We start from the raw sequence: 17,197 nt of genomic DNA on the forward strand, positions 1-17,197 counted from the left end.
GATGCTCGAAATCTTGGCTTCCATGTTGGCAGTGTTGGGAGCCTTGCTCGTGCTGTCTGTTGCAGTCGCGCAGTTCAGGGCCAGGGACGCCGTCTCACGTATCAATGCGCTCGGACCGGCGACTGCGCTGGGGTTGCCTCTAATCCTGGTGGCGGCTGCCCTCGGCTGGACATCCACCAACGGCTTTGACCTGATGCTGTGGGCGAAGACGGCTGTCACAGTGGCGGCCCTGCTGATCGTGAGTTCGGTGGCATCAAACGTGCTTGCCCGTGCCACCGTCCGGACAGATGCCAGACTTGACCCGAGAACCGAACCCAACGACCTGCAAAGCGAGACATGATGCGCACAGGAAACCTCATCACCCGATGCGTCCGGACCCGCTCCTGAACGTGACCGAAAACCTGAACACAGTCTCTGCCACCGTCCGGCTGTTCACCCCCGATGCACCATTGGTGCTCGCCAGCGGCGCCGAGCTGGGGCCTGTGGATGTCGCCTACGAAACCTATGGGGAACTGAACCCACAGGGTTCGAACGCCATCTTCGTGTGTCACGCCCTGACCGGTGACGCACATGCGGCAGGCCTCAGGCCTGGTGACCGGAAACCTGGTTGGTGGGACAACCTCATCGGCCCCGGGAAGGCGGTTGACACGAACCGCTGGTTCGTGGTGTGCGCGAACATCCTCGGTGGTTGCCGCGGCACCACGGGACCGTCATCGATCAACCCCACAACGGATGAACCATACGGACTGGACTTCCCGCTGTTGGCGATGTCAGATTTCGTGACGGTGCACCGCCGCCTGGGCCAATACCTGGGCATCGACCACTGGGCTGTCCTGCTCGGGGGCTCGTTGGGAGGCATGCAGGTCCTCCAATGGACGTTGTCTTACCCGCAGGACTGCGACAATGCGATCATCATCGCCGCGTCATCACGGCTGACCGCGCAGAACATTGCCTTTTCCGCAGTGGGTCGGCAAGCCATCATGCGGGATTCTGCCTTCCGGGGAGGACGTTTCCTCAGCGAGGGCACGATGCCCGCAAAGGGGTTGTCGGTGGCCCGGATGCTGGCACACATCACCTACCTGTCGGAGGATGCGTTCAGTGCGAAATTCGGTCGGTCGGCCCAAGCCGGCACGCTGGATCCGGGGTTCGGAATCGACTTCGCAGTCGAAAGCTACCTGGAACACCAGGGGGAGGCCTTTCTGGAACGCTTCGACGCTCTCAGTTACCTGTACCTGACTCGGGTCATGGACTACTTCGACCCTTTTGCCTCTGATGACGCCTTGACACGGCTCATAGCCGATCCCGTGACGTTCCTTCTGGTGAGTTTCGACAGCGACTGGCGATTTGATACCGGCCATTCCCGAAGGATTGTCCGGCACCTGGAAGGAGCCGGTTTGCCCACCTCGTTTCGAGAGATTCACTCCCCGTGGGGGCATGACTCTTTCCTGCTGGATCTGCCGGACTACCATGCCCTCCTACGGGCCTTCCTGGACCGGGCCTCAGGGGAGGGGATCCGATGACACGCGCCGACCTCCGGCTGATTGCGAGGCTCATACCGGAACGTTCACGCGTGCTTGACCTCGGATGTGGTGACGGAGAACTCCTGCGATTGCTTGAGAAACGTGGCTGCCATGGGACCGGGGTCGAAATCGAACCGGAGCCCTTCCTAGCTGCCCTCCGACATGGCGTCAATGTCATCGACCTGGATATCAACAGTCAGCTGGGCCAGTTCGAGGACTGCTCCTATGACGTCGTCGTGCTGTCCCGAACCCTTCAAAATCTACGACAACCGGCCGAGGTGTTGAGAGAGATGGCGAGGATTGCGGGACGCGGGGTGGTCTCGATGCCGAACTTCGTACACTGGCGCAATCGGCTTCGGTTGTTGATCGGGCGCATGCCCGTGACCAAGGACCTTCCCTACAGCTGGTACGACAGCCCCAACCTGCACTTCACCTCGCTGAAGGACCTATCCCCGTTGTTTGCTCGGCTCGGTCTCGAGGTGGAGCGTTGCATTCCCCTCACCGAGAGCGGTCACCCCTTGAGGACGGGGGAGTGGGGCGCCAACCTACTTGCGAGTTCCGCGGTCTACCTGCTCCAGGGTGTGCGGTGATCTCGATGCAGGCTCTGCATCGTACCCGGATTCCTAGGTCGCTGACCGCTCTTCTCGCCCTGCTTGCCGGGCTGGGCCTGGCCGCGGGATTCGCCCCTTGGGGGCTCTGGGCGTTGACGATCACCGGGGTGGGGCTGCTGACGTGGCTGGTCGCGGACAGCACCCCCCGGGCCGGATTCGCTGTCGGCATGCTGGCGGGTTGTGCCCTGTATGGCACCACCATCTGGTGGGTGGGCGCACAGGCGGGACCGATGGTCTGGGTGCTGGTCGTGGTGATGGCTGTCTGGGTCGGGCTTCTCGGAGCCATGTCCTCGCTCATCACACGGCTTCCTGGCTGGTGTTTCCTGGTCCCGCTGTCCTGGGGGGCCATCGAATACGGTGCCGGACAGATCCCGTTCGGGGGATTTCCCTGGCTGAGGCTAGGTCACACGACCATCGACCAGCCCCTGGCCGGTTGGTTACCGCTGGTAGGAACCCCGGGGACCACCTGGTTGGTGGCAATGGCGGGATGCTGCTGTCTGGCTGTCATCGTTCAGCGGCACCGGCTGGTTCCGTTGCTCTCCATCATCGGTGTTTTCATCATCGGTGGTGGGGTGCTCCTACTACCAGCGGAGCGCGGTGGTGAGGGCATTTCGGTAGGTATGGTCCAGGGCAATGCGCAGTTGGGCCTGCACGGTGGTTACATCTCAGCGACTGGGGCAACCCCCCTTCACCTCAGCGAGAGCATTTTCCTGCTGGCAGATGCACGAGCCCATGGCCGAAACCTGGACATGATCGTCTGGGCGGAGAACTCCACCGACACTGACCCGATGCGCAGCCCAACCACGCAAAAGCAGGTGAGTGCCGCCGTTGAACTGGCCAAGGTTCCTCTCGACCTGGGAGCAATCACCGCTGGCCCCGAACCCCAAACCCGGCAAACCACCACACTGATCTGGGTTCAAGAGCAAGGAATCGTGGATCGCTACCACAAACGCAATCTCGCTCCCTTCGGGGAGTTCGTGCCTTACCGAGACGTCCTGGAACCCATATTTCCAGACGTGAAACGGGCCGGGTACCAGTCAATACCAGGCACCGATCCGGGTGTTGTGACAGTACCGACACCTACCGATCCGGACCTGAGAGCGGGTACCGTGATCTGTTACGAGCTGGCCTACGATCAGACCGTCTACGACACCATCACGAACGGTGCCGAGATCTTGGTGGCGCAGAGCACGACCCACAATTTCTCGGGCACCATCGAACCCCAGCAACAGATGAACATGAACCGGGTGCGGGCAGCCGAGCTTGGGCGGGAGTTCATCGCCAGTACTCTCAACGGGTACTCGGGCCTCATCGACACTCGGGGTGGGCTGCACGAACCCACTCGGGAATACACCGCAGCACACCGTATCTACACCGTCCCCAAACGGAACAACGTCACCCTGGCGGTATACCTGGCGCCGATACTGGGTCCGACCCAGGTCCTCGGTTGTTTGTTAGCCGCCGGATTCGGGGTCCGTGCGGCCCGCATCGCCCATCGGGCCGGTAGTCTTGAGCGAACGTCCACGAACTCGGATGAACAGGAGAAACAATGACCGAGGCCTCACACACTGGCAAGGTGCTCGTCATCATTCCAACGTTCAACGAGGCCCAGAATATAGAGAGCATCGTCTCCCGGCTGCGGCGCAGCGTCTCGGGGACCCATGTGCTCGTCGTGGATGACAACTCACCGGATGGCACGGGCGAGCTCGTCGATGCAATGGTGGCGCGGGACGATCACGTGCATGTGCTGCACCGCAGGGGCAAGGAAGGTTTGGGAGCGGCCTACCTGGCGGGATTTCACTGGGGTCTTGAACGAGGATACGGCGTGCTGGTGGAACACGACGCCGACGGTTCCCACCAGCCGGAACAGCTGCCCAGCCTGCTGGCCGCCCTGGAACACGCCGACATGGTCAAGGGTTCTCGCTGGGTCAAAGGGGGATCGGTGGTGAACTGGCCTTGGACACGTGAATTTCTCTCTCGCGGAGGTTCTTTGTATATCCGACTGATGCTGGGGATGCCCTACCGCGACATTACGGGCGGGTTCAACGCCTTCCGTGCCGATGCCCTCGCCAAGATCATCGACCTGCCCATTGACCGTCGCGGCTACGGAATCCAACGCGATCTCACCTGGCATGCCCATCAGGCCGGGTTGCGCATCGTCGAAGTCCCCATCGAGTTCGTGGAGCGTGAATTCGGCGATTCTAAGATGGGCGGCACAGTGGTCAGGGAAGCAATAATCTCAACCACAAAGATAGGGCTCAGACACCGCTGGCAACAACTGAGAAGACTCTTTGGGAGGTGCCATGGCTGAACGACGTGTCCGGTTCCGGAGAGTAGGGCTGTGGCTGGTGCTCATTCCCTTCCTCATCTACGTGGCAACCGAAGTCATCATCCTGGTCATGGTGACCGATGCCTTCGGCTGGTGGACCATCGCCCTGCTGATTGCCTCCACACTGCTTGGCTGTTGGCTCCTTCAAAGAGAGGGACGTCGTACGTGGGGTGCACTACTCGAGTCTTTGGGCAGGGGATCCCTACCGCCGGGGCGAACCGCTGACGCGGTGCTTGTGATGGCTGGCGGTCTTTTGCTCATCATGCCCGGCTTCATCTCTGACATCATCGGGCTGCTGCTGCTCATCCCACCAAGTCGCCATTTGGTTCGCAGCACGCTGGGGAAACTGTTTGGCAAAGCCATTGGTTACTCCTCCGAACAGCCTGTGGTGATCGAGGGGGAAGTCGTTCAGGAAACCTCGACCACCGACACGATGATCCCGAGGATCAGCCCACCGAGCCCCTGAGCTTCTCCAGCTGCTCAGCCAGGATGTCCTCGAGCTCAGGGATGCTGCGTCGCTCGCGCAGCATATCCCAATGGGTTCGGGGGGGTTTCGTCTCCTTCGCTTCTCCCGTTGCACCGTCGGAGCGTTTCGCCAGCTGACCGCAGCGTTTGCACTCCCACTCGAAAGGCAGCTCAGCCTCAACGGCGAAGGTGACCTCGAAGTGATGGCCCTTGGGGCAGTCGAACCCCACTTGGCTGCGTTCAGCGAACTCGATTCCCTGTTCATCCTCGAAGCTCTTGGCGCCCAGCCCGACACCACGAAGCGCTCGATCTGCCATGTTTTTCTACCTCCCTACTTGGAGTTAAACGTCTCAGATGCTTCTCATGTTCCAAGCGTGCTGGCCCACATACCCCGAGCCTGCAGCACCTCCCGGAGAAGATCTGGCCGATCCGTGACTATGCCGTCCACCCCCCAGTCAATGAGTGTATGCATGTCATCGCGCACATTGATGGTCCAAACGTGCACCCTGTAGCCAGCGCGATGAATTGCCCCGACGCGCGCCTTGGTCAGCAACTTGACCTTCAGTCCGGCCACCTCATGGGAGACGGGGATCTGAAACACGCCCGGGCCTCCTGGACGGTAGGTGCGAATGCTTCCCATGGCCATCGCGGCCACGCCTAGTGGACCAACTGCTGTTGTCACCTCGGGCATCAACTTCCGGAATCTGTTGATTCGATGCTGTGAGAAGGAGCCGACGCATACCCGCTGTTCGGCGTGGAAGCGACGGATGATTCCCGCGAGAAGCTCAACGGCACCAGGCGCTTTGAGGTCGAAGTTGAAACGAGCCCCGGGAAAGGCCTCGAACAGTTCCTCCACAGTTGGGATTGGCTCACGTCCACCGACATGAACCTCGCGTACGGCACTGAAAGGCAGCTGCGCGATGTGCCCCTCCACGTCAGTGACACGCGCAAGGTCCGAGTCGTGAAAGGCCACCAGATGGCCATCTGCGGTGGCGTGAACATCGGTTTCCAGGTAGTCAAATCCCAGCGCGACCGAGTTGGCGAAGGCTGCCAAGGTGTTCTCGATACCGAGGTTGGCAGTGAGCAGGGCGCCACCGCGATGTGCCATCGCGATGAACTCCGGTTCGAGGAAACCCGCACACATGGGAACCATTATGCCTACTGAGGACGTGCTTGTGTCAGTGAAGTGAGAGACTTGCCCACATGCACAATGTCCTATCGATCCAGTCGGCCGTCGCCTACGGTCACGCGGGAAACTCGTCCGCAACCTTTCCGCTACAGCGGGCCGGTGTGAATGTGTACCCCGTCTATACCGTCACCTTCTCCAACCACACTGGGTACGGGAGCTGGCGTGGCCCCATGATCGCCGCCTCCGACGTGGCGGATGTGATCACAGGAATAGACGAGCGAGGAGCTCTCGCCGGAGTAGATGCTGTGCTCGCCGGCTACCTCGGTTCGGCCGATATGGGGCAGGTCGTCCTGGAGGCCGCGGCTCTGGTGAAGTCGCGGAACCTGGAGGCGATTTTCCTCGCCGACCCAGTCATGGGTGATGTCGGGCGGGGGTTCTACGCCCGGCCTGGCATCCCGGAATTCTTCCGTGACCACGTCGTGACGGCTGCTGACATCATGACCCCAAACCTCTTCGAGCTGCAGTACCTAGTGGGGCACGAAACAGGTACGCTGTCCCAAGTCGTCGAAGCAGCCCGCGAGCTCCGGGAGCGTGGCCCCCAGATCGTGGTTGTGACCTCCGTCGTGGCCTCCGATGTTCCTGATGGCTTGCTGCGAATGCTGGCCGTGGACGCGAATCAGGCCTGGCTAGTAGAAACTCCGATGCTGGATCGCAACTTCACTGGATCGGGTGATCTCACCGCTGCCATGTTCCTCGCGCACTGGTTGCGTACCAAGGACCTCGGTGAAACCCTCGGAGTGACCGCGTCGGTGGTCTACTCGATCCTGGAACAGACCTCAATCAGCGGAGAGACCGAACTACAGCTCGTAGCAGCCCAAGAACAGGTGGTGAACCCGATCAACAAGTTCACCGCACACCGTCTCGACTGAGGCCAGCTAGATCAGCTCGGTGCATCACCCCAGAAGGTGTTGATCTGTGCACCGAGCTGATTGAAGCGTCTCGGAAGGTCCTCGTAGCCCCGGTTGATCACGTAGACATCTCGCAGGATGGTGGTGCCGCGGGCCGCGAGGGCCGCTAGGAACAAGCACACTGAAGGACGCAACGCAGGTGGACACTCGATGTCACGTCCACGCCATTTCGTCGGACCGATGACCATCAGCTTGTGGGCGTCCATGACGGTGACGTTCGCACCCAGGTCGCAGAGCTTCTTCAGGTGCACCGCACGGTTTTCGTAAACCCAGTCATAGATGATTGACTGCCCATCGGCTGTCGCGCAGATCAGGGCGAAAAAGGGAAGGTTGTCGATGTTCAACCCCGGGAACGGCATTGGATGGATTTTGTCCAGAGGGGCCGTCAGCTTGGACGGTTTCACAGTGACGTCCACCAACCGGGTGTGATCGTTGCCCGATGGGTATTCACTGCTCATCACCATTCGCTGCCCCATCTCCTCCAAAACGGCGAACTCCACCTCCAGGAACTCAATGGGGCAGCGTTTGACTGTCAGCTCCGATTGCGTGACGATGCCGGCAGTGATGAGGCTCATCGCCTCGATCGGGTCCTCCGAGATGTGGTATTCGACGTCTTTGCGGATTTCTTTGACGCCCTGGATACGCAAAGTGGTGGTTCCGATACCCTCCACGCCGACCCCCAACTCGCGGAGGAAGAAACACAGATCTTGCACCATGTAGTTGCCCGAAGCGTTACGGATCACGGTCAACCCTGGGGTGCGTGCCGCGGCCATGATCGCGTTTTCGGTGACTGTGTCTCCACGCTCCACCAAGGTGATGTGGTGTTCGGGTGCACCGTCACGTTGCACGGTGGCGTGGTACTGGCTGTCGTGCGCGTCCACAGACAGACCGAGACGTTTCAGCGCCGACATGTGTGGATGTACAGTACGCGCCCCGAGATCACAGCCACCAGCGTAGGGGAGTTCGAAGGAATCGAACTCGTGCATCAGAGGACCAAGGAACATCAGGATGGAGCGCGTGCGGCGTGCTGCACGTTGATCGATGGCTTCAGGGGTGAGTTTCTCTGGTCGTGTCAACTCGAGATCCTGGCCTCCGTTGGTCGGGGTGACTGTGACCCCGATGGACTGGAGCACGTCGCAGATGCGATCCACTTCCTCAATGCTGGCGATTCCGCGCAGAACTGTCCGGCCATGGTTCAGCATCGAGGCGCAGAGCAGTGCGACGGCAGCGTTCTTGGAGGAACGGACCTCGATTTCACCCTCCAACTTCGTTGGACCGGTGATCTCGAAGTTGACGGTGCCCTCGGTGGCCGCGAGGATCAGGGGCATCTCGAGCGCGGATGCCAGTCTCTCAATCATATTGAGCGAGACGTTCTGCTGTCCCATCTCTATCCGGTGAACGGCAGACTGCGAGGAGTTGATTTCGTCGGCGAGGCGCTGTTGGGACCATTGACGGGCCTTGCGCGCCTCCCGGATCATGATTCCCAAGGACTGGCTGGTGGCGGTCATGGCGCCATCCTAACTCATATCTGAGATAGCGCTTCTCGCCGCGTGTGGGAGTGCGCGTGTGCAGACGATAGGAGCACTAGAGTAGGGTCTATGACCCACGAATACGACGTCTGCGTGCTCGGCGCCGGTCCCGGTGGCTACGTTGCCGCCATCCGTGCCGCCCAGCTCGGCCTGAAGACCTGCATCATCGAGAAACGTTACTGGGGAGGCGTGTGCCTGAACGTCGGCTGCATCCCGACCAAGTCGTTGCTGCGCAACGCGGAGCTTGCTCACATCGTCACGCACGAGGCTGCCGCCTTCGGTATCAAGGGAGACATAACCGTCGACTACGGCAAGGCCTTCTCCCGCAGCCGCCAGGTCTCGGAGCGGATGACCAAGGGCATCCACTTCCTGATGAAGAAGAACAAGATCAAGGAATTCAACGGCTGGGGTACGTTCGTTGACGCCCACACCATCGAAGTCGCCGACGACAAGGGCACCACTACCCAGGTGACCTTCAACAACGTCATCATCGCGGCCGGATCCACCACAAAGATGCTCCCCGGGACCAAGGTCTCGACCAACGTAGTCACCTACGAGGAACAGATCCTGGCCGACAAGCTCCCGGGCTCGATCATCATTGGCGGCTCCGGGGCCATCGGAACTGAGTTCGCCTATGTTTTGCGCAGTTACGGTGTCGACGTGACCATTGTCGAGTTCTTCGACCGAATGGTTCCCAACGAAGACGCGGAGATCTCCGCAGAAATCACCAAGGCGTACAAGAAACTGGGCATCAAGGTACTGACCGCCACCAAAGTCGAGTCCATCGAGGACACAGGCAGTGGGGTGCGTGTCACTGTCAGCCCCGCTGCAGGAGGTGCCTCGCAGGTCCTGGAAGCGGATCGTTTCCTCTCGGCTGTCGGGTTCGCCCCGCGCACCGAGGGTTATGGTTTGGAGAACACCGGGGTCGCTCTGACCGAACGCGGCGCTATTGCCGTTGACGACCATCTCCGCACCAACGTTCCCGGAGTCTACGCTATTGGCGACTGCACGGCGAAGATGATGCTCGCTCACGTGGCTGAGGCGCAAGGCATGGTGGCAGCCGAAACCATTGCCGGGGTTGAAACCCACCCCGTCGACTACGACATGATTCCGCGGGCAACCTATTGCCAGCCACAAATCGCTTCCTTCGGGTACACCGAGCAACAGGCCAGAGACAAGGGTCACGAGGTGAAGGTCTCGAAGTTCCCATTCGCCGCCAACGGCAAAGCCTGGGGCCTGGGGGAGGGAGTCGGTTTCGTCAAGCTCGTCGCCGATGCCCGATACAACGAGCTGCTGGGTGCACACATGATCGGCCCTGATGTCACGGAGCTGCTCCCGGAACTCATCCTGGCCCAGAAATACGAACTGACCGCCGATGAGATTGCGCACGCCGTTCACGCCCACCCGACGCTGTCCGAGGCCATCAAAGAAGCCGCCCACGGTATCGGTGGGCACATGATCAACTTCTGAGTTCCCCAGTTTGGGGAACAGGACGGACGGGGCGATACCCCCGGGGGGTATACAATCGATGATGACGACAAACGATTGGAGCCCCGCATGTGCCGCCCCGTCCCCTGTTCCCAATGCCACAAGACCACGTGGGCCGGTTGCGGTCGACACATCGAGGAGGCGCTACGGGACGTGCCCCCGGAAAAACGTTGCACCTGCCCCAGAGACGCGGACCAGTGACGCAACTGGATCCCGATGAGGTAAAGCCGTCGGTGCTTCGCCTGAAACGCGCCAGCGGACAGCTCAACGCCGTAATTCGCATGCTTGAAGCCGGTCAGGACTGCGAAGAGGTGATAACCCAGATCGCCGCGGTCTCCAAAGCCATCGACCGGGCCGGTTATTCGATCATCGCCCACGGAATGCGCACCTGCCTGTTGAACGACCCCACAGGGGAGTCCATCAACGCTCAGAAGCTGGAAAAGCTATTCCTGAGCCTGTCGTGATCAGAAATCATTTAAATTGACGGGCCCACAAGCGGTAGCGAAAAGCCGGGAAAGCTTCTGGATGGAGCCTGGAGAGCCATAGATGAGACCGGAACGGGCCAGCTGCGCAGCGGTCACATCGCCGAACCAGAGCCGGGCCAGGCTGTCCACGCCGAGCTCAACAGCGGGGGAGAGGGAGGTTCTCACAGCCTCCCCCTGGCCTTCTCGCACAGTGATGCACCAGGTTCCCTCACAGAACCCCATCGAATCAGCAACCTTGATGACCACGTGGCCGTCCGATTCGAATCCGCGGTCAGCAACCGCCTCCTCCAGGTCCAGGATCCGCAACCAGATGCCGTCGCGGATGGCATTCTGTTTGATGGCCCAGGGGTCGATGAGCGAGCCGGGCAAGGGGTCATCCAGGCCGGCTGATTCGTAGGTAAGTTTCTCGACCAGGTCGAAACTAGCCAGACCTTGCCACAGTGCCCGCTCGACCTCAGGAGTGGAGGAGCACACCGACAAGACCGCGGTGGGCGCGGGGGATTCGCTGTACTTGCTGACGAAACCACCGTGCTTGAATTCCGCAAATCCATCTGGGACGCCGGAGGCGTCGAAGTGGAGCAGGTAGCGCAATTTCTTGGACGGTCCCTGTTCGTCGAAGTCCCACGTGCCGTCGGCCTTGGCGAGATGCATGCCCAAGGGACTGAAAGCACCGCGATGGGCCGCCTGATGGGCCGTGGACAGGCGTTCGAATATATTCTCATCGAGTGGGGGATTGGTGAGTTCCAGTGAACCCGGGGCAACCATCACCTCCGAACGGATGGCGAAACGCCGGGTGTCGATCTCCCACTCGACACACCGGCTGGCGACCCCAAAGCCGAAGCGACCGTAAATTGTGGCCTCACTGGCGCTCAAGGCGGCCAGCGTAAATCCTTCAGCTCTGGCACACCGGAGGTGATGGTCCATCATCATGCGCATCAGGCCACGGCGACGGTGGGTGGGACGGACCGCGACGGTGTTGATGGCCATGACCGGAACGATGTTTCCACCGGCGTTTACCCGGATCGGCGCCCAGGCCAGCCCAGCGACAACATGGCGCCCATCGAGTCCGGGCCCTTCTGTGGTGACCATGCCAAGGGTTGCACCATCGGCGCGCCGGTGCCTGCGAAAAGCAGCCACACCGTCTTCGGGAGCGCGGCCCTCAAGGAAGACGATTGCAAACAGATCCAAGTATGCGGCCCAACGAGGATCATCGTCTGGGGTGTCGAGCGGCAGGAGCTCGAGCTCGTAGGGTTCCATCATCACGATAGTTTATGAGGCATGGTCGTCGAGGGTGATGGCCGACAGGCGTAGAAAGCCGGGTGGCGTGCGTGCAATCTGGCTTTCTTCCCATCAACCCAAAAGTCCGATAACGAACATTATGTAATTATGAGACCGGTTCAGAGACCTCTGAGCTGAACACCGCGAGGCCTCATCCCTCCTCTGCTCGTTCACCTGCATCATCCCATAGTCTGGGTTGTACCAATCGGGATTGGAGTTGCAATGTTCACCGAAGAGCAGATCCCCGAGCTTCTCGAGCAGCTCACCCTCGAGGAAAAATGTTCACTGCTCTCCGGCAGTGATTTCTGGCACACCCAGCCGGTCGAACGACTCGGGATTCCTGCCTTGATGGTCTCCGACGGCCCCCACGGGCTCCGTAGACAGGCCGAGAATGCCGACGAGATGGGCCTGGAGGAATCAGTGCCGGCCACATGTTTCCCCACGGCCGCAGCACTTGCGTCCACCTGGGATGTGGCGCTGCTCGAAGAGATCGGGCGGGCGCTGGCCGAGGAGGCGAAGACACAGGGCGTCGGCGTGATCCTGGGACCGGGCGTAAACCTGAAACGTTCCCCGCTGTGCGGACGGAACTTCGAATATTTCTCGGAGGACCCTCTGCTGGCGGGAGAACTGGCTGCCGCCCTGGTAGCAGGCATCCAGTCCGGAGGGGTCGGGACCTCTGTGAAGCACTTCGCCGCCAACAATCAGGAAACCGATCGAATGCGCATAAATGCGCGAATCGATGAACGAACCCTGAGGGAAATGTACCTCAGTATATTCGAACGAATAATCGAGCGAGCGCGCCCGGCAACGTTGATGTGCTCGTACAACCGAATCAACGACGTCTACTCATCCGAGAACCGCTGGCTCCTGACCGAGGTGCTGCGCGAGGAATGGGGCTTCGACGGCCTGGTGATGACCGACTGGGGGGCGGTCCACGACCGGGTCGCCGGAGTCACCGCCGGACTGGACCTGGAAATGCCGTCTTCGCGCGGCTGGAACGACCAGCTCGTCGCCGAGGCCGTCCGGATTGGTCTTTTGGACGAAGCCGATCTGGACAGGGCCGTCATGCGCGTGTTGCAGCTGGTTTTCCGATACCACCGGAAAACACCCGAGCAACCCCTCGATTTCGAGGCACACCACGAACTGGCCCGTAAGGCCGCATCGCGAAGCGCCGTGCTGTTGAAGAATGAAGGATCGGCACTCCCCCTGCCCGGGTTCGGTGACGTCGTGGTCATTGGAGAGATGGCACGCACCCCCAGATATCAAGGAGCCGGATCGTCACAGGTGAACCCGATCCACTTGGACAATGCCCTCGACGCCCTGCGGCGCAGACACTCCGATTTGCCGTTCGAACCCGGGTATCCGCTGCCCGACTCCCCTGCGGCTGCCTTCCCCGCCGAGGAACTGCTCAGGCGAGCGCAGGAGGCCGCTGCGGGCCGCACGGTCCTGTTGTTTCTCGGCCTGCCCGCCGCGGACGAGTCGGAGGGATACGACCGGCAAGACATCTCGCTGCCCGCCGAGCATGTGGACCTGCTGTGCGCAGTGCGCCGGGTGGCCGACGGGGTGATCGTCCTGCTCTCGAACGGCGCAGCTGTCGAAACCGCCTCCTGGCAGGACGACGCGGACGCGATCATGGAGCTCTGGCTGCCAGGCCAAGGCGGGGGTGAGGCCGTGGCGCGGCTGGTCACCGGTGAGGACTCCCCCAGCGGCAGGCTGGCGGAAACCATCCCCGAGAAGTTGGAGCAATATCCCGCACAACTCAATTTCCCAGGTGAAGCAGGTGAAGTGCGCTATGGGGAGGGGGTTTTCGTTGGATATCGCGGGCTTCAGAAACTCGGGAACCGACCGAGTTATCCCTTCGGCCACGGTCTGGCCTACACCACCTTCGAGTTCAGCGATCTGCGGGCGGAGGTGGCCGAGGTCACCCCCGAAACGGCGTTGGGCGAAGTGGTTCTCACCGCTTCGTTCACCGTCACCAACACCGGCGGCCGACGCGGCGTCGCAGTCCCCCAGCTTTATCTCGGGTATCCGGTCTCCTCGGTGGGCCGCCCTCCCCGGGAACTAGGAGGTTTCCAGCATCTGGAACTGGGACCGGGGGAAAGCACCCGCGTCGAGATCCGGGTGACTCGCCGCGACCTGTCCTTCTGGGACGCGAGAACCCACTCCTGGAGCGTGGAACCGGGAAGGATCCGTGTCGAGATCGGGGCCTCCGCGGAGGACATCAAACTGAGCCTTGAGGCGGACCTGCCCGCTCCCCCACGGCTCCTGCCGCTGACGGAATGGTCCACCGTCACCGAGTGGAGACAGCATCCCGAAGCTTGGGAGAAGCTGGAGCCCTTCTTGGCCTCCTTCGGGAAGGAATCGGAGTTCTTCCTGCTGGACCTGCCGGTATGCAAGCTTCCGCTGATGTTCGAGGACACCCTGACCTTCGATCAGCTGACAGAACTGCTCGCCGAAATCCGCACGATCCCCTCTGTTCCCTGAGCGCACGGGCCGGTGGGACCGCCAATCAAGGAATGGTGCCCAGCAGAAAGGATTTCCGCACCGTTTGAAGAGTTTCAAGGGGTGAGAGGATCAGGGAATCCTTATGTGACTCCCGGCCAGTAGGCATTGGGGTCCAGGCGGTTGCCGAAGATAGCCTGGCCGACACGAACGCAGGTGGCCCCGTACTCGATTGCCAGTTCGAAGTCACCGGACATGCCCATGGATAGTTCTTCCCAGCCCTTTCCTGTGGCGTCCCTCAGTTCCTGCTGCACTTGGCGCATCACCTTGAAGCACCGCGCGATGCGCTCAGTGTCGTCGGTGAACAACGCCAGGGTCATCAGCCCCCGGACATCCAGCGCGTCGAAGGTGTCGAGTTGTTTGGCGAAGGTCACCACTTCCTGCGGCGGCAGACCGAACTTCTGATCTTCGTCAGAGCTGTTCACCTGCACCAGGACTTCGAGCCGGCGACCTTCCTGGTGCAGCCGGCGATCCAGTTCTGAAGCGACCTTCAGGGAGTCGAGCGCCTGGAACTCCGTCGCGAACCGAGCGACATACTTGGCCTTGTTGGATTGCAGGTGTCCGATCACAGCCCACTCGATGTCGGCCACCTCCCGCAGGGCCTCCCATTTGTTCTGGGCCTCCTGCACCTTGTTCTCCCCGAACCTCCGGTACCCGGCGCCGTGGGCCTCGAGGACGGCCTCCGGGGGTTTGGTCTTGGAGACGGGGAGCAGCCGGATCTCGCTGCTGTCGCGTCCCGCTCTCGCAGCTGCGGTCGCGATTCGCTGTTCGATCTTCTGCAGGTTGGCGGCAATGCTGGTCACCCGCCCAAGTCTAGGACCACACCACCCAGGTACCGTCCATGGCAGAATTCCGGCTCGTGGAGAGCTTCCGTATCACCCGGGCCCGGCCCATACCGGGACTCGGGACCGGCAGGTACAGCGAGCCGTTGGACGTCACGGTGACCGACGGCACGATCACCGCCATCGAACCCACCCGGGGTGTCGGCGACGGCGACTTCGACGCCGACGGCGCGAACCTCATGCCCGGCCTGTGGGACAACCACACCCATTTCTCCTTGGCGGCGCTAATCAGCCAGTGCACCCGCTTCTCCCACAAGGCAACGAAATCGGAGATTCTCGCGGCCGTCGAGGATCACCTGCGGCACCGGCCGCCGAGGCTGGTCGGCTACGGCTTCCGTTCGGCAACGTGGCCCACTCCCCCGACCGCAGCCGACCTGGATGCGATCACCACCGTCCCGGTCGCGTTGATGTCCCGCGATCTCCACAGCCTCTGGTGCAACACCCCGGCCCTCGAACAGGCCGGGGCGGCCGGGCATCCGACGGGATTCCTCGTGGAGGAGGAGGCCTTCGCAGGCATCCGTCGCATCATGTCGCGGTATCTCGACCTGGTGGAACACGCCGTGCAGGCGGCCGAGCTGGAAGCCGCCTCCCGGGGGCTCGTGGGCATCGTGGATTTTTCCTCCGACTGGGCCGTGGAGGCCTGGCAGCAGCGCGCGGCATCCCGGTCCATCGGGCTGCGAGTGGAGGCCGCCACCTACCCCGAGCGGCTCGACGATCTGATCGCCATGGGAGCCGGAACCGGCGACGAACTGGCCGAGAATCTGAGGGTCGGCCCACTCAAGATCATCGCTGACGGCTCGATGGGCAGCCGCACCGCCCACTGCATCGCGCCTTATCCGAATCCTCTGCCGGGGTATCCGAACGGCAAACCCAACTACACCCGTTCCGAGTTGCTCGCTTTGCTGAGGCGCGCTCACAAGGCCCGGCTCCAGGCTGCGGTTCACGCCATCGGCGATGCCGCCTGTCACAACGTCCTGGACGCTTTCGAGATCTCAGGTGCGCGTGGGTCCATCGAGCACGTGCAGTGCGTTGCTCCCGCCGATCTACCACGATTTTCGCGGTTGAAACTAGTTGCAAGTATCCAGCCCGCGCACCAGCTGGAAGACGTCGGGGTGGTTGACCAAGTCTGGCCTGACGCGAAGAGCCGGGCCTACCCGATGCTCGACCTACAGCGTTCGGGGACGAAACTGGCATTCGGCTCCGACGCTCCTGTGGCCTCCCTCGACCCCTGGAAGGCCATCGAGGCCGCCTGTCACCGCCCCTACCGGACGGACCAGGCGCTCACTCCCCTGGCCGCCCTGCGGGCCAGCACCCGGACCACGCTCGGTATCGGGCAGCCCGCCGACCTGGTGCTCACCGCCGGTCCCGGAAAGGTGTTGCTGACGATGCTCGGCGGCCGGGTCACCTTCAGTCGCTGATCATTCGAAGGGGCCGGGATCGCCCGCCCCGACCCGCACGACCTCCGGTTCGTCACCGCTGAGATCCACGACGGTCGTCGGGGTCAACCCACAGTCACCAGAGTCCAGGACCGCATCCAGTTCGTGGTCCAGCAGCTCCTTGATGGTCCACCCCTCCACGAGCGGCTCGGGATGATCCGGGAGCAACAAAGTGGAGCTGACCAGTGGTGAACCGACCGCGTCGAGCAGGGCAAGGGTGGTTCGATGATCGGGGATCCGTACGCCAACTGTGCGCTTTTTGGGGTGCTGCATCATCTTCGGTACCTCTCGGGTGGCCCTCAGGATGAAGGTGTACGGTCCTGGAGTTGCCGCCTTGACTGCACGGAAAACCCAATTGTCCATCTCGACGAAGGCTCCGAGCTGGGCGAACTCAGAGATCACCAGGGTGAAATGGTGCCTGTCCCCCAACTGCCGGATTCGCCGGATGCGTTCAATTCCCGATCCATTGCCGAGGGCGCAGCCGAGGGCGTAACAGGAATCGGTGGGGTAGGCGATCAATCCGCCCTCTTCGAGGATTCGCACCATCTGGTTGAGAGTGCGGGGTTGTGGGTTATCAGGATGAACATCGTAATACTGGGCCACAGACTTACCCTA

Annotated in this window: 17 protein-coding genes; 11 read left to right on the top strand and 6 right to left on the bottom strand. The window is 61.7% G+C overall.

The window, feature by feature from the left end:
* Position 1 precedes the first annotated feature (1 nt).
* From V7R84_RS01965 to V7R84_RS01990, 6 genes are read left to right on the top strand one after another with little or no spacing between them, the layout of a single operon-like run.
* Positions 2–340, top strand: a complete 339-nt coding sequence (locus tag V7R84_RS01965) for a monovalent cation/H(+) antiporter subunit G (protein WP_338571496.1) — start codon at positions 2–4, stop codon at positions 338–340.
* 25 nt (positions 341–365) lie between these two features.
* Positions 366–1,520 (top strand): homoserine O-acetyltransferase MetX, encoded by a 1,155-nt coding sequence (gene metX, locus V7R84_RS01970; protein WP_338571498.1) that lies wholly within the window; start codon positions 366–368, stop codon positions 1,518–1,520.
* Positions 1,517–2,110 (top strand): methionine biosynthesis protein MetW, encoded by a 594-nt coding sequence (gene metW / locus V7R84_RS01975; RefSeq protein WP_338571500.1) that lies wholly within the window; start codon positions 1,517–1,519, stop codon positions 2,108–2,110. The genes metX and metW overlap by 4 nt, the downstream gene beginning before the upstream one ends.
* A gap of 5 nt (positions 2,111–2,115) precedes the next feature.
* Positions 2,116–3,684 carry an apolipoprotein N-acyltransferase gene (gene lnt, locus V7R84_RS01980; RefSeq protein WP_338571502.1) on the top strand — a complete coding sequence of 523 codons (1,569 nt, stop codon included), beginning with the start codon at positions 2,116–2,118 and terminating at the stop codon, positions 3,682–3,684.
* The gene (locus V7R84_RS01985) at positions 3,681–4,442 is read left to right on the top strand and encodes a polyprenol monophosphomannose synthase (RefSeq protein WP_338571504.1); all 762 of its coding nucleotides are present in this window, start codon (positions 3,681–3,683) and stop codon (positions 4,440–4,442) included. The genes lnt and V7R84_RS01985 overlap by 4 nt, the downstream gene beginning before the upstream one ends.
* Positions 4,435–4,926: an FxsA family protein gene (locus tag V7R84_RS01990; protein ID WP_338571508.1), complete on the top strand. Its 492-nt coding sequence runs from the start codon at positions 4,435–4,437 to the stop codon at positions 4,924–4,926. The genes V7R84_RS01985 and V7R84_RS01990 overlap by 8 nt, the downstream gene beginning before the upstream one ends.
* On the opposite strand, the gene V7R84_RS01995 is transcribed toward V7R84_RS01990, so the two are convergent.
* Entirely contained in the window at positions 4,907–5,242 is a 336-nt protein-coding gene (locus V7R84_RS01995; protein WP_338571511.1) for an RNA polymerase-binding protein RbpA, read from the bottom strand. The genes V7R84_RS01990 and V7R84_RS01995 overlap by 20 nt on opposite strands.
* Before the next feature lie 44 nt (positions 5,243–5,286).
* The gene (locus V7R84_RS02000; protein ID WP_338571513.1) at positions 5,287–6,069 is read right to left on the bottom strand and encodes a glycerophosphodiester phosphodiesterase; all 783 of its coding nucleotides are present in this window, start codon (positions 6,067–6,069) and stop codon (positions 5,287–5,289) included.
* A gap of 59 nt (positions 6,070–6,128) precedes the next feature.
* On the opposite strand from V7R84_RS02000, the gene pdxY reads away from it, so the two are divergent.
* Complete coding sequence (pdxY, locus tag V7R84_RS02005; protein ID WP_338571518.1) at positions 6,129–6,983, top strand: pyridoxal kinase PdxY; 855 nt, start codon at positions 6,129–6,131, stop codon at positions 6,981–6,983.
* An 11-nt stretch (positions 6,984–6,994) separates the two neighbouring features.
* Here the strand turns inward: pdxY and V7R84_RS02010 are convergent, their stop codons facing one another.
* On the bottom strand, positions 6,995–8,530 hold the full coding sequence (locus V7R84_RS02010; protein WP_338571520.1) for a UDP-N-acetylglucosamine 1-carboxyvinyltransferase: 1,536 nt from the start codon (positions 8,528–8,530) through the stop codon (positions 6,995–6,997).
* 90 nt (positions 8,531–8,620) lie between these two features.
* Here V7R84_RS02010 and lpdA point away from each other — a divergent pair, with 90 nt between their 5' ends.
* Together lpdA and V7R84_RS02020 are read left to right on the top strand one after the other, a co-directional pair.
* Entirely contained in the window at positions 8,621–10,021 is a 1,401-nt protein-coding gene (gene lpdA / locus V7R84_RS02015; protein ID WP_338571522.1) for a dihydrolipoyl dehydrogenase, read from the top strand.
* A gap of 215 nt (positions 10,022–10,236) precedes the next feature.
* Positions 10,237–10,503, top strand: a complete 267-nt coding sequence (locus V7R84_RS02020; protein ID WP_338571524.1) for a metal-sensitive transcriptional regulator — start codon at positions 10,237–10,239, stop codon at positions 10,501–10,503.
* Here V7R84_RS02020 and V7R84_RS02025 read toward each other — a convergent pair whose 3' ends face one another.
* Positions 10,504–11,784: a GNAT family N-acetyltransferase gene (locus tag V7R84_RS02025; RefSeq protein ID WP_338571527.1), complete on the bottom strand. Its 1,281-nt coding sequence runs from the start codon at positions 11,782–11,784 to the stop codon at positions 10,504–10,506.
* Positions 11,785–12,024: 240 nt separating this feature from the next.
* On the opposite strand from V7R84_RS02025, the gene V7R84_RS02030 reads away from it, so the two are divergent.
* Positions 12,025–14,286: a glycoside hydrolase family 3 C-terminal domain-containing protein gene (locus V7R84_RS02030; protein WP_338571530.1), complete on the top strand. Its 2,262-nt coding sequence runs from the start codon at positions 12,025–12,027 to the stop codon at positions 14,284–14,286.
* A 101-nt stretch (positions 14,287–14,387) separates the two neighbouring features.
* On the opposite strand, the gene V7R84_RS02035 is transcribed toward V7R84_RS02030, so the two are convergent.
* Positions 14,388–15,107 carry a YggS family pyridoxal phosphate-dependent enzyme gene (locus V7R84_RS02035; protein ID WP_412728074.1) on the bottom strand — a complete coding sequence of 240 codons (720 nt, stop codon included), beginning with the start codon at positions 15,105–15,107 and terminating at the stop codon, positions 14,388–14,390.
* 38 nt (positions 15,108–15,145) lie between these two features.
* On the opposite strand from V7R84_RS02035, the gene V7R84_RS02040 reads away from it, so the two are divergent.
* Positions 15,146–16,564, top strand: a complete 1,419-nt coding sequence (locus V7R84_RS02040; RefSeq protein WP_338571533.1) for an amidohydrolase — start codon at positions 15,146–15,148, stop codon at positions 16,562–16,564.
* On the opposite strand, the gene V7R84_RS02045 is transcribed toward V7R84_RS02040, so the two are convergent.
* On the bottom strand, positions 16,565–17,185 hold the full coding sequence (locus tag V7R84_RS02045) for an L-threonylcarbamoyladenylate synthase (RefSeq protein ID WP_338571536.1): 621 nt from the start codon (positions 17,183–17,185) through the stop codon (positions 16,565–16,567).
* Positions 17,186–17,197 lie beyond the last annotated feature (12 nt).

The organism is Arachnia propionica (genome assembly GCF_037055325.1).
In the GTDB taxonomy this organism is placed as follows: domain Bacteria; phylum Actinomycetota; class Actinomycetes; order Propionibacteriales; family Propionibacteriaceae; genus Arachnia.

Excerpts from the sequence above, each read along its gene's own strand:
- V7R84_RS01995 (WP_338571511.1), bottom strand. The coding sequence starts at position 5,242 with ATGGCAGATCGAGCGCTTCGTGGTGTCGGGCTGGGCGCCAAGAGCTTC.
- metW (WP_338571500.1), top strand. The coding sequence starts at position 1,517 with ATGACACGCGCCGACCTCCGGCTGATTGCGAGGCTCATACCGGAACGT.
- V7R84_RS01990 (WP_338571508.1), top strand. The coding sequence starts at position 4,435 with ATGGCTGAACGACGTGTCCGGTTCCGGAGAGTAGGGCTGTGGCTGGTG.
- V7R84_RS01965 (WP_338571496.1), top strand. The coding sequence starts at position 2 with ATGCTCGAAATCTTGGCTTCCATGTTGGCAGTGTTGGGAGCCTTGCTC.
- V7R84_RS02030 (WP_338571530.1), top strand. The coding sequence starts at position 12,025 with ATGTTCACCGAAGAGCAGATCCCCGAGCTTCTCGAGCAGCTCACCCTC.
- lnt (WP_338571502.1), top strand. The coding sequence starts at position 2,116 with ATGCAGGCTCTGCATCGTACCCGGATTCCTAGGTCGCTGACCGCTCTT.
- lpdA (WP_338571522.1), top strand. The coding sequence starts at position 8,621 with ATGACCCACGAATACGACGTCTGCGTGCTCGGCGCCGGTCCCGGTGGC.
- V7R84_RS02010 (WP_338571520.1), bottom strand. The coding sequence starts at position 8,530 with ATGACCGCCACCAGCCAGTCCTTGGGAATCATGATCCGGGAGGCGCGC.
- pdxY (WP_338571518.1), top strand. The coding sequence starts at position 6,129 with ATGCACAATGTCCTATCGATCCAGTCGGCCGTCGCCTACGGTCACGCG.
- V7R84_RS02000 (WP_338571513.1), bottom strand. The coding sequence starts at position 6,069 with ATGTGTGCGGGTTTCCTCGAACCGGAGTTCATCGCGATGGCACATCGC.
- V7R84_RS02025 (WP_338571527.1), bottom strand. The coding sequence starts at position 11,784 with ATGATGGAACCCTACGAGCTCGAGCTCCTGCCGCTCGACACCCCAGAC.
- metX (WP_338571498.1), top strand. The coding sequence starts at position 366 with ATGCGTCCGGACCCGCTCCTGAACGTGACCGAAAACCTGAACACAGTC.
- V7R84_RS01985 (WP_338571504.1), top strand. The coding sequence starts at position 3,681 with ATGACCGAGGCCTCACACACTGGCAAGGTGCTCGTCATCATTCCAACG.
- V7R84_RS02040 (WP_338571533.1), top strand. The coding sequence starts at position 15,146 with ATGGCAGAATTCCGGCTCGTGGAGAGCTTCCGTATCACCCGGGCCCGG.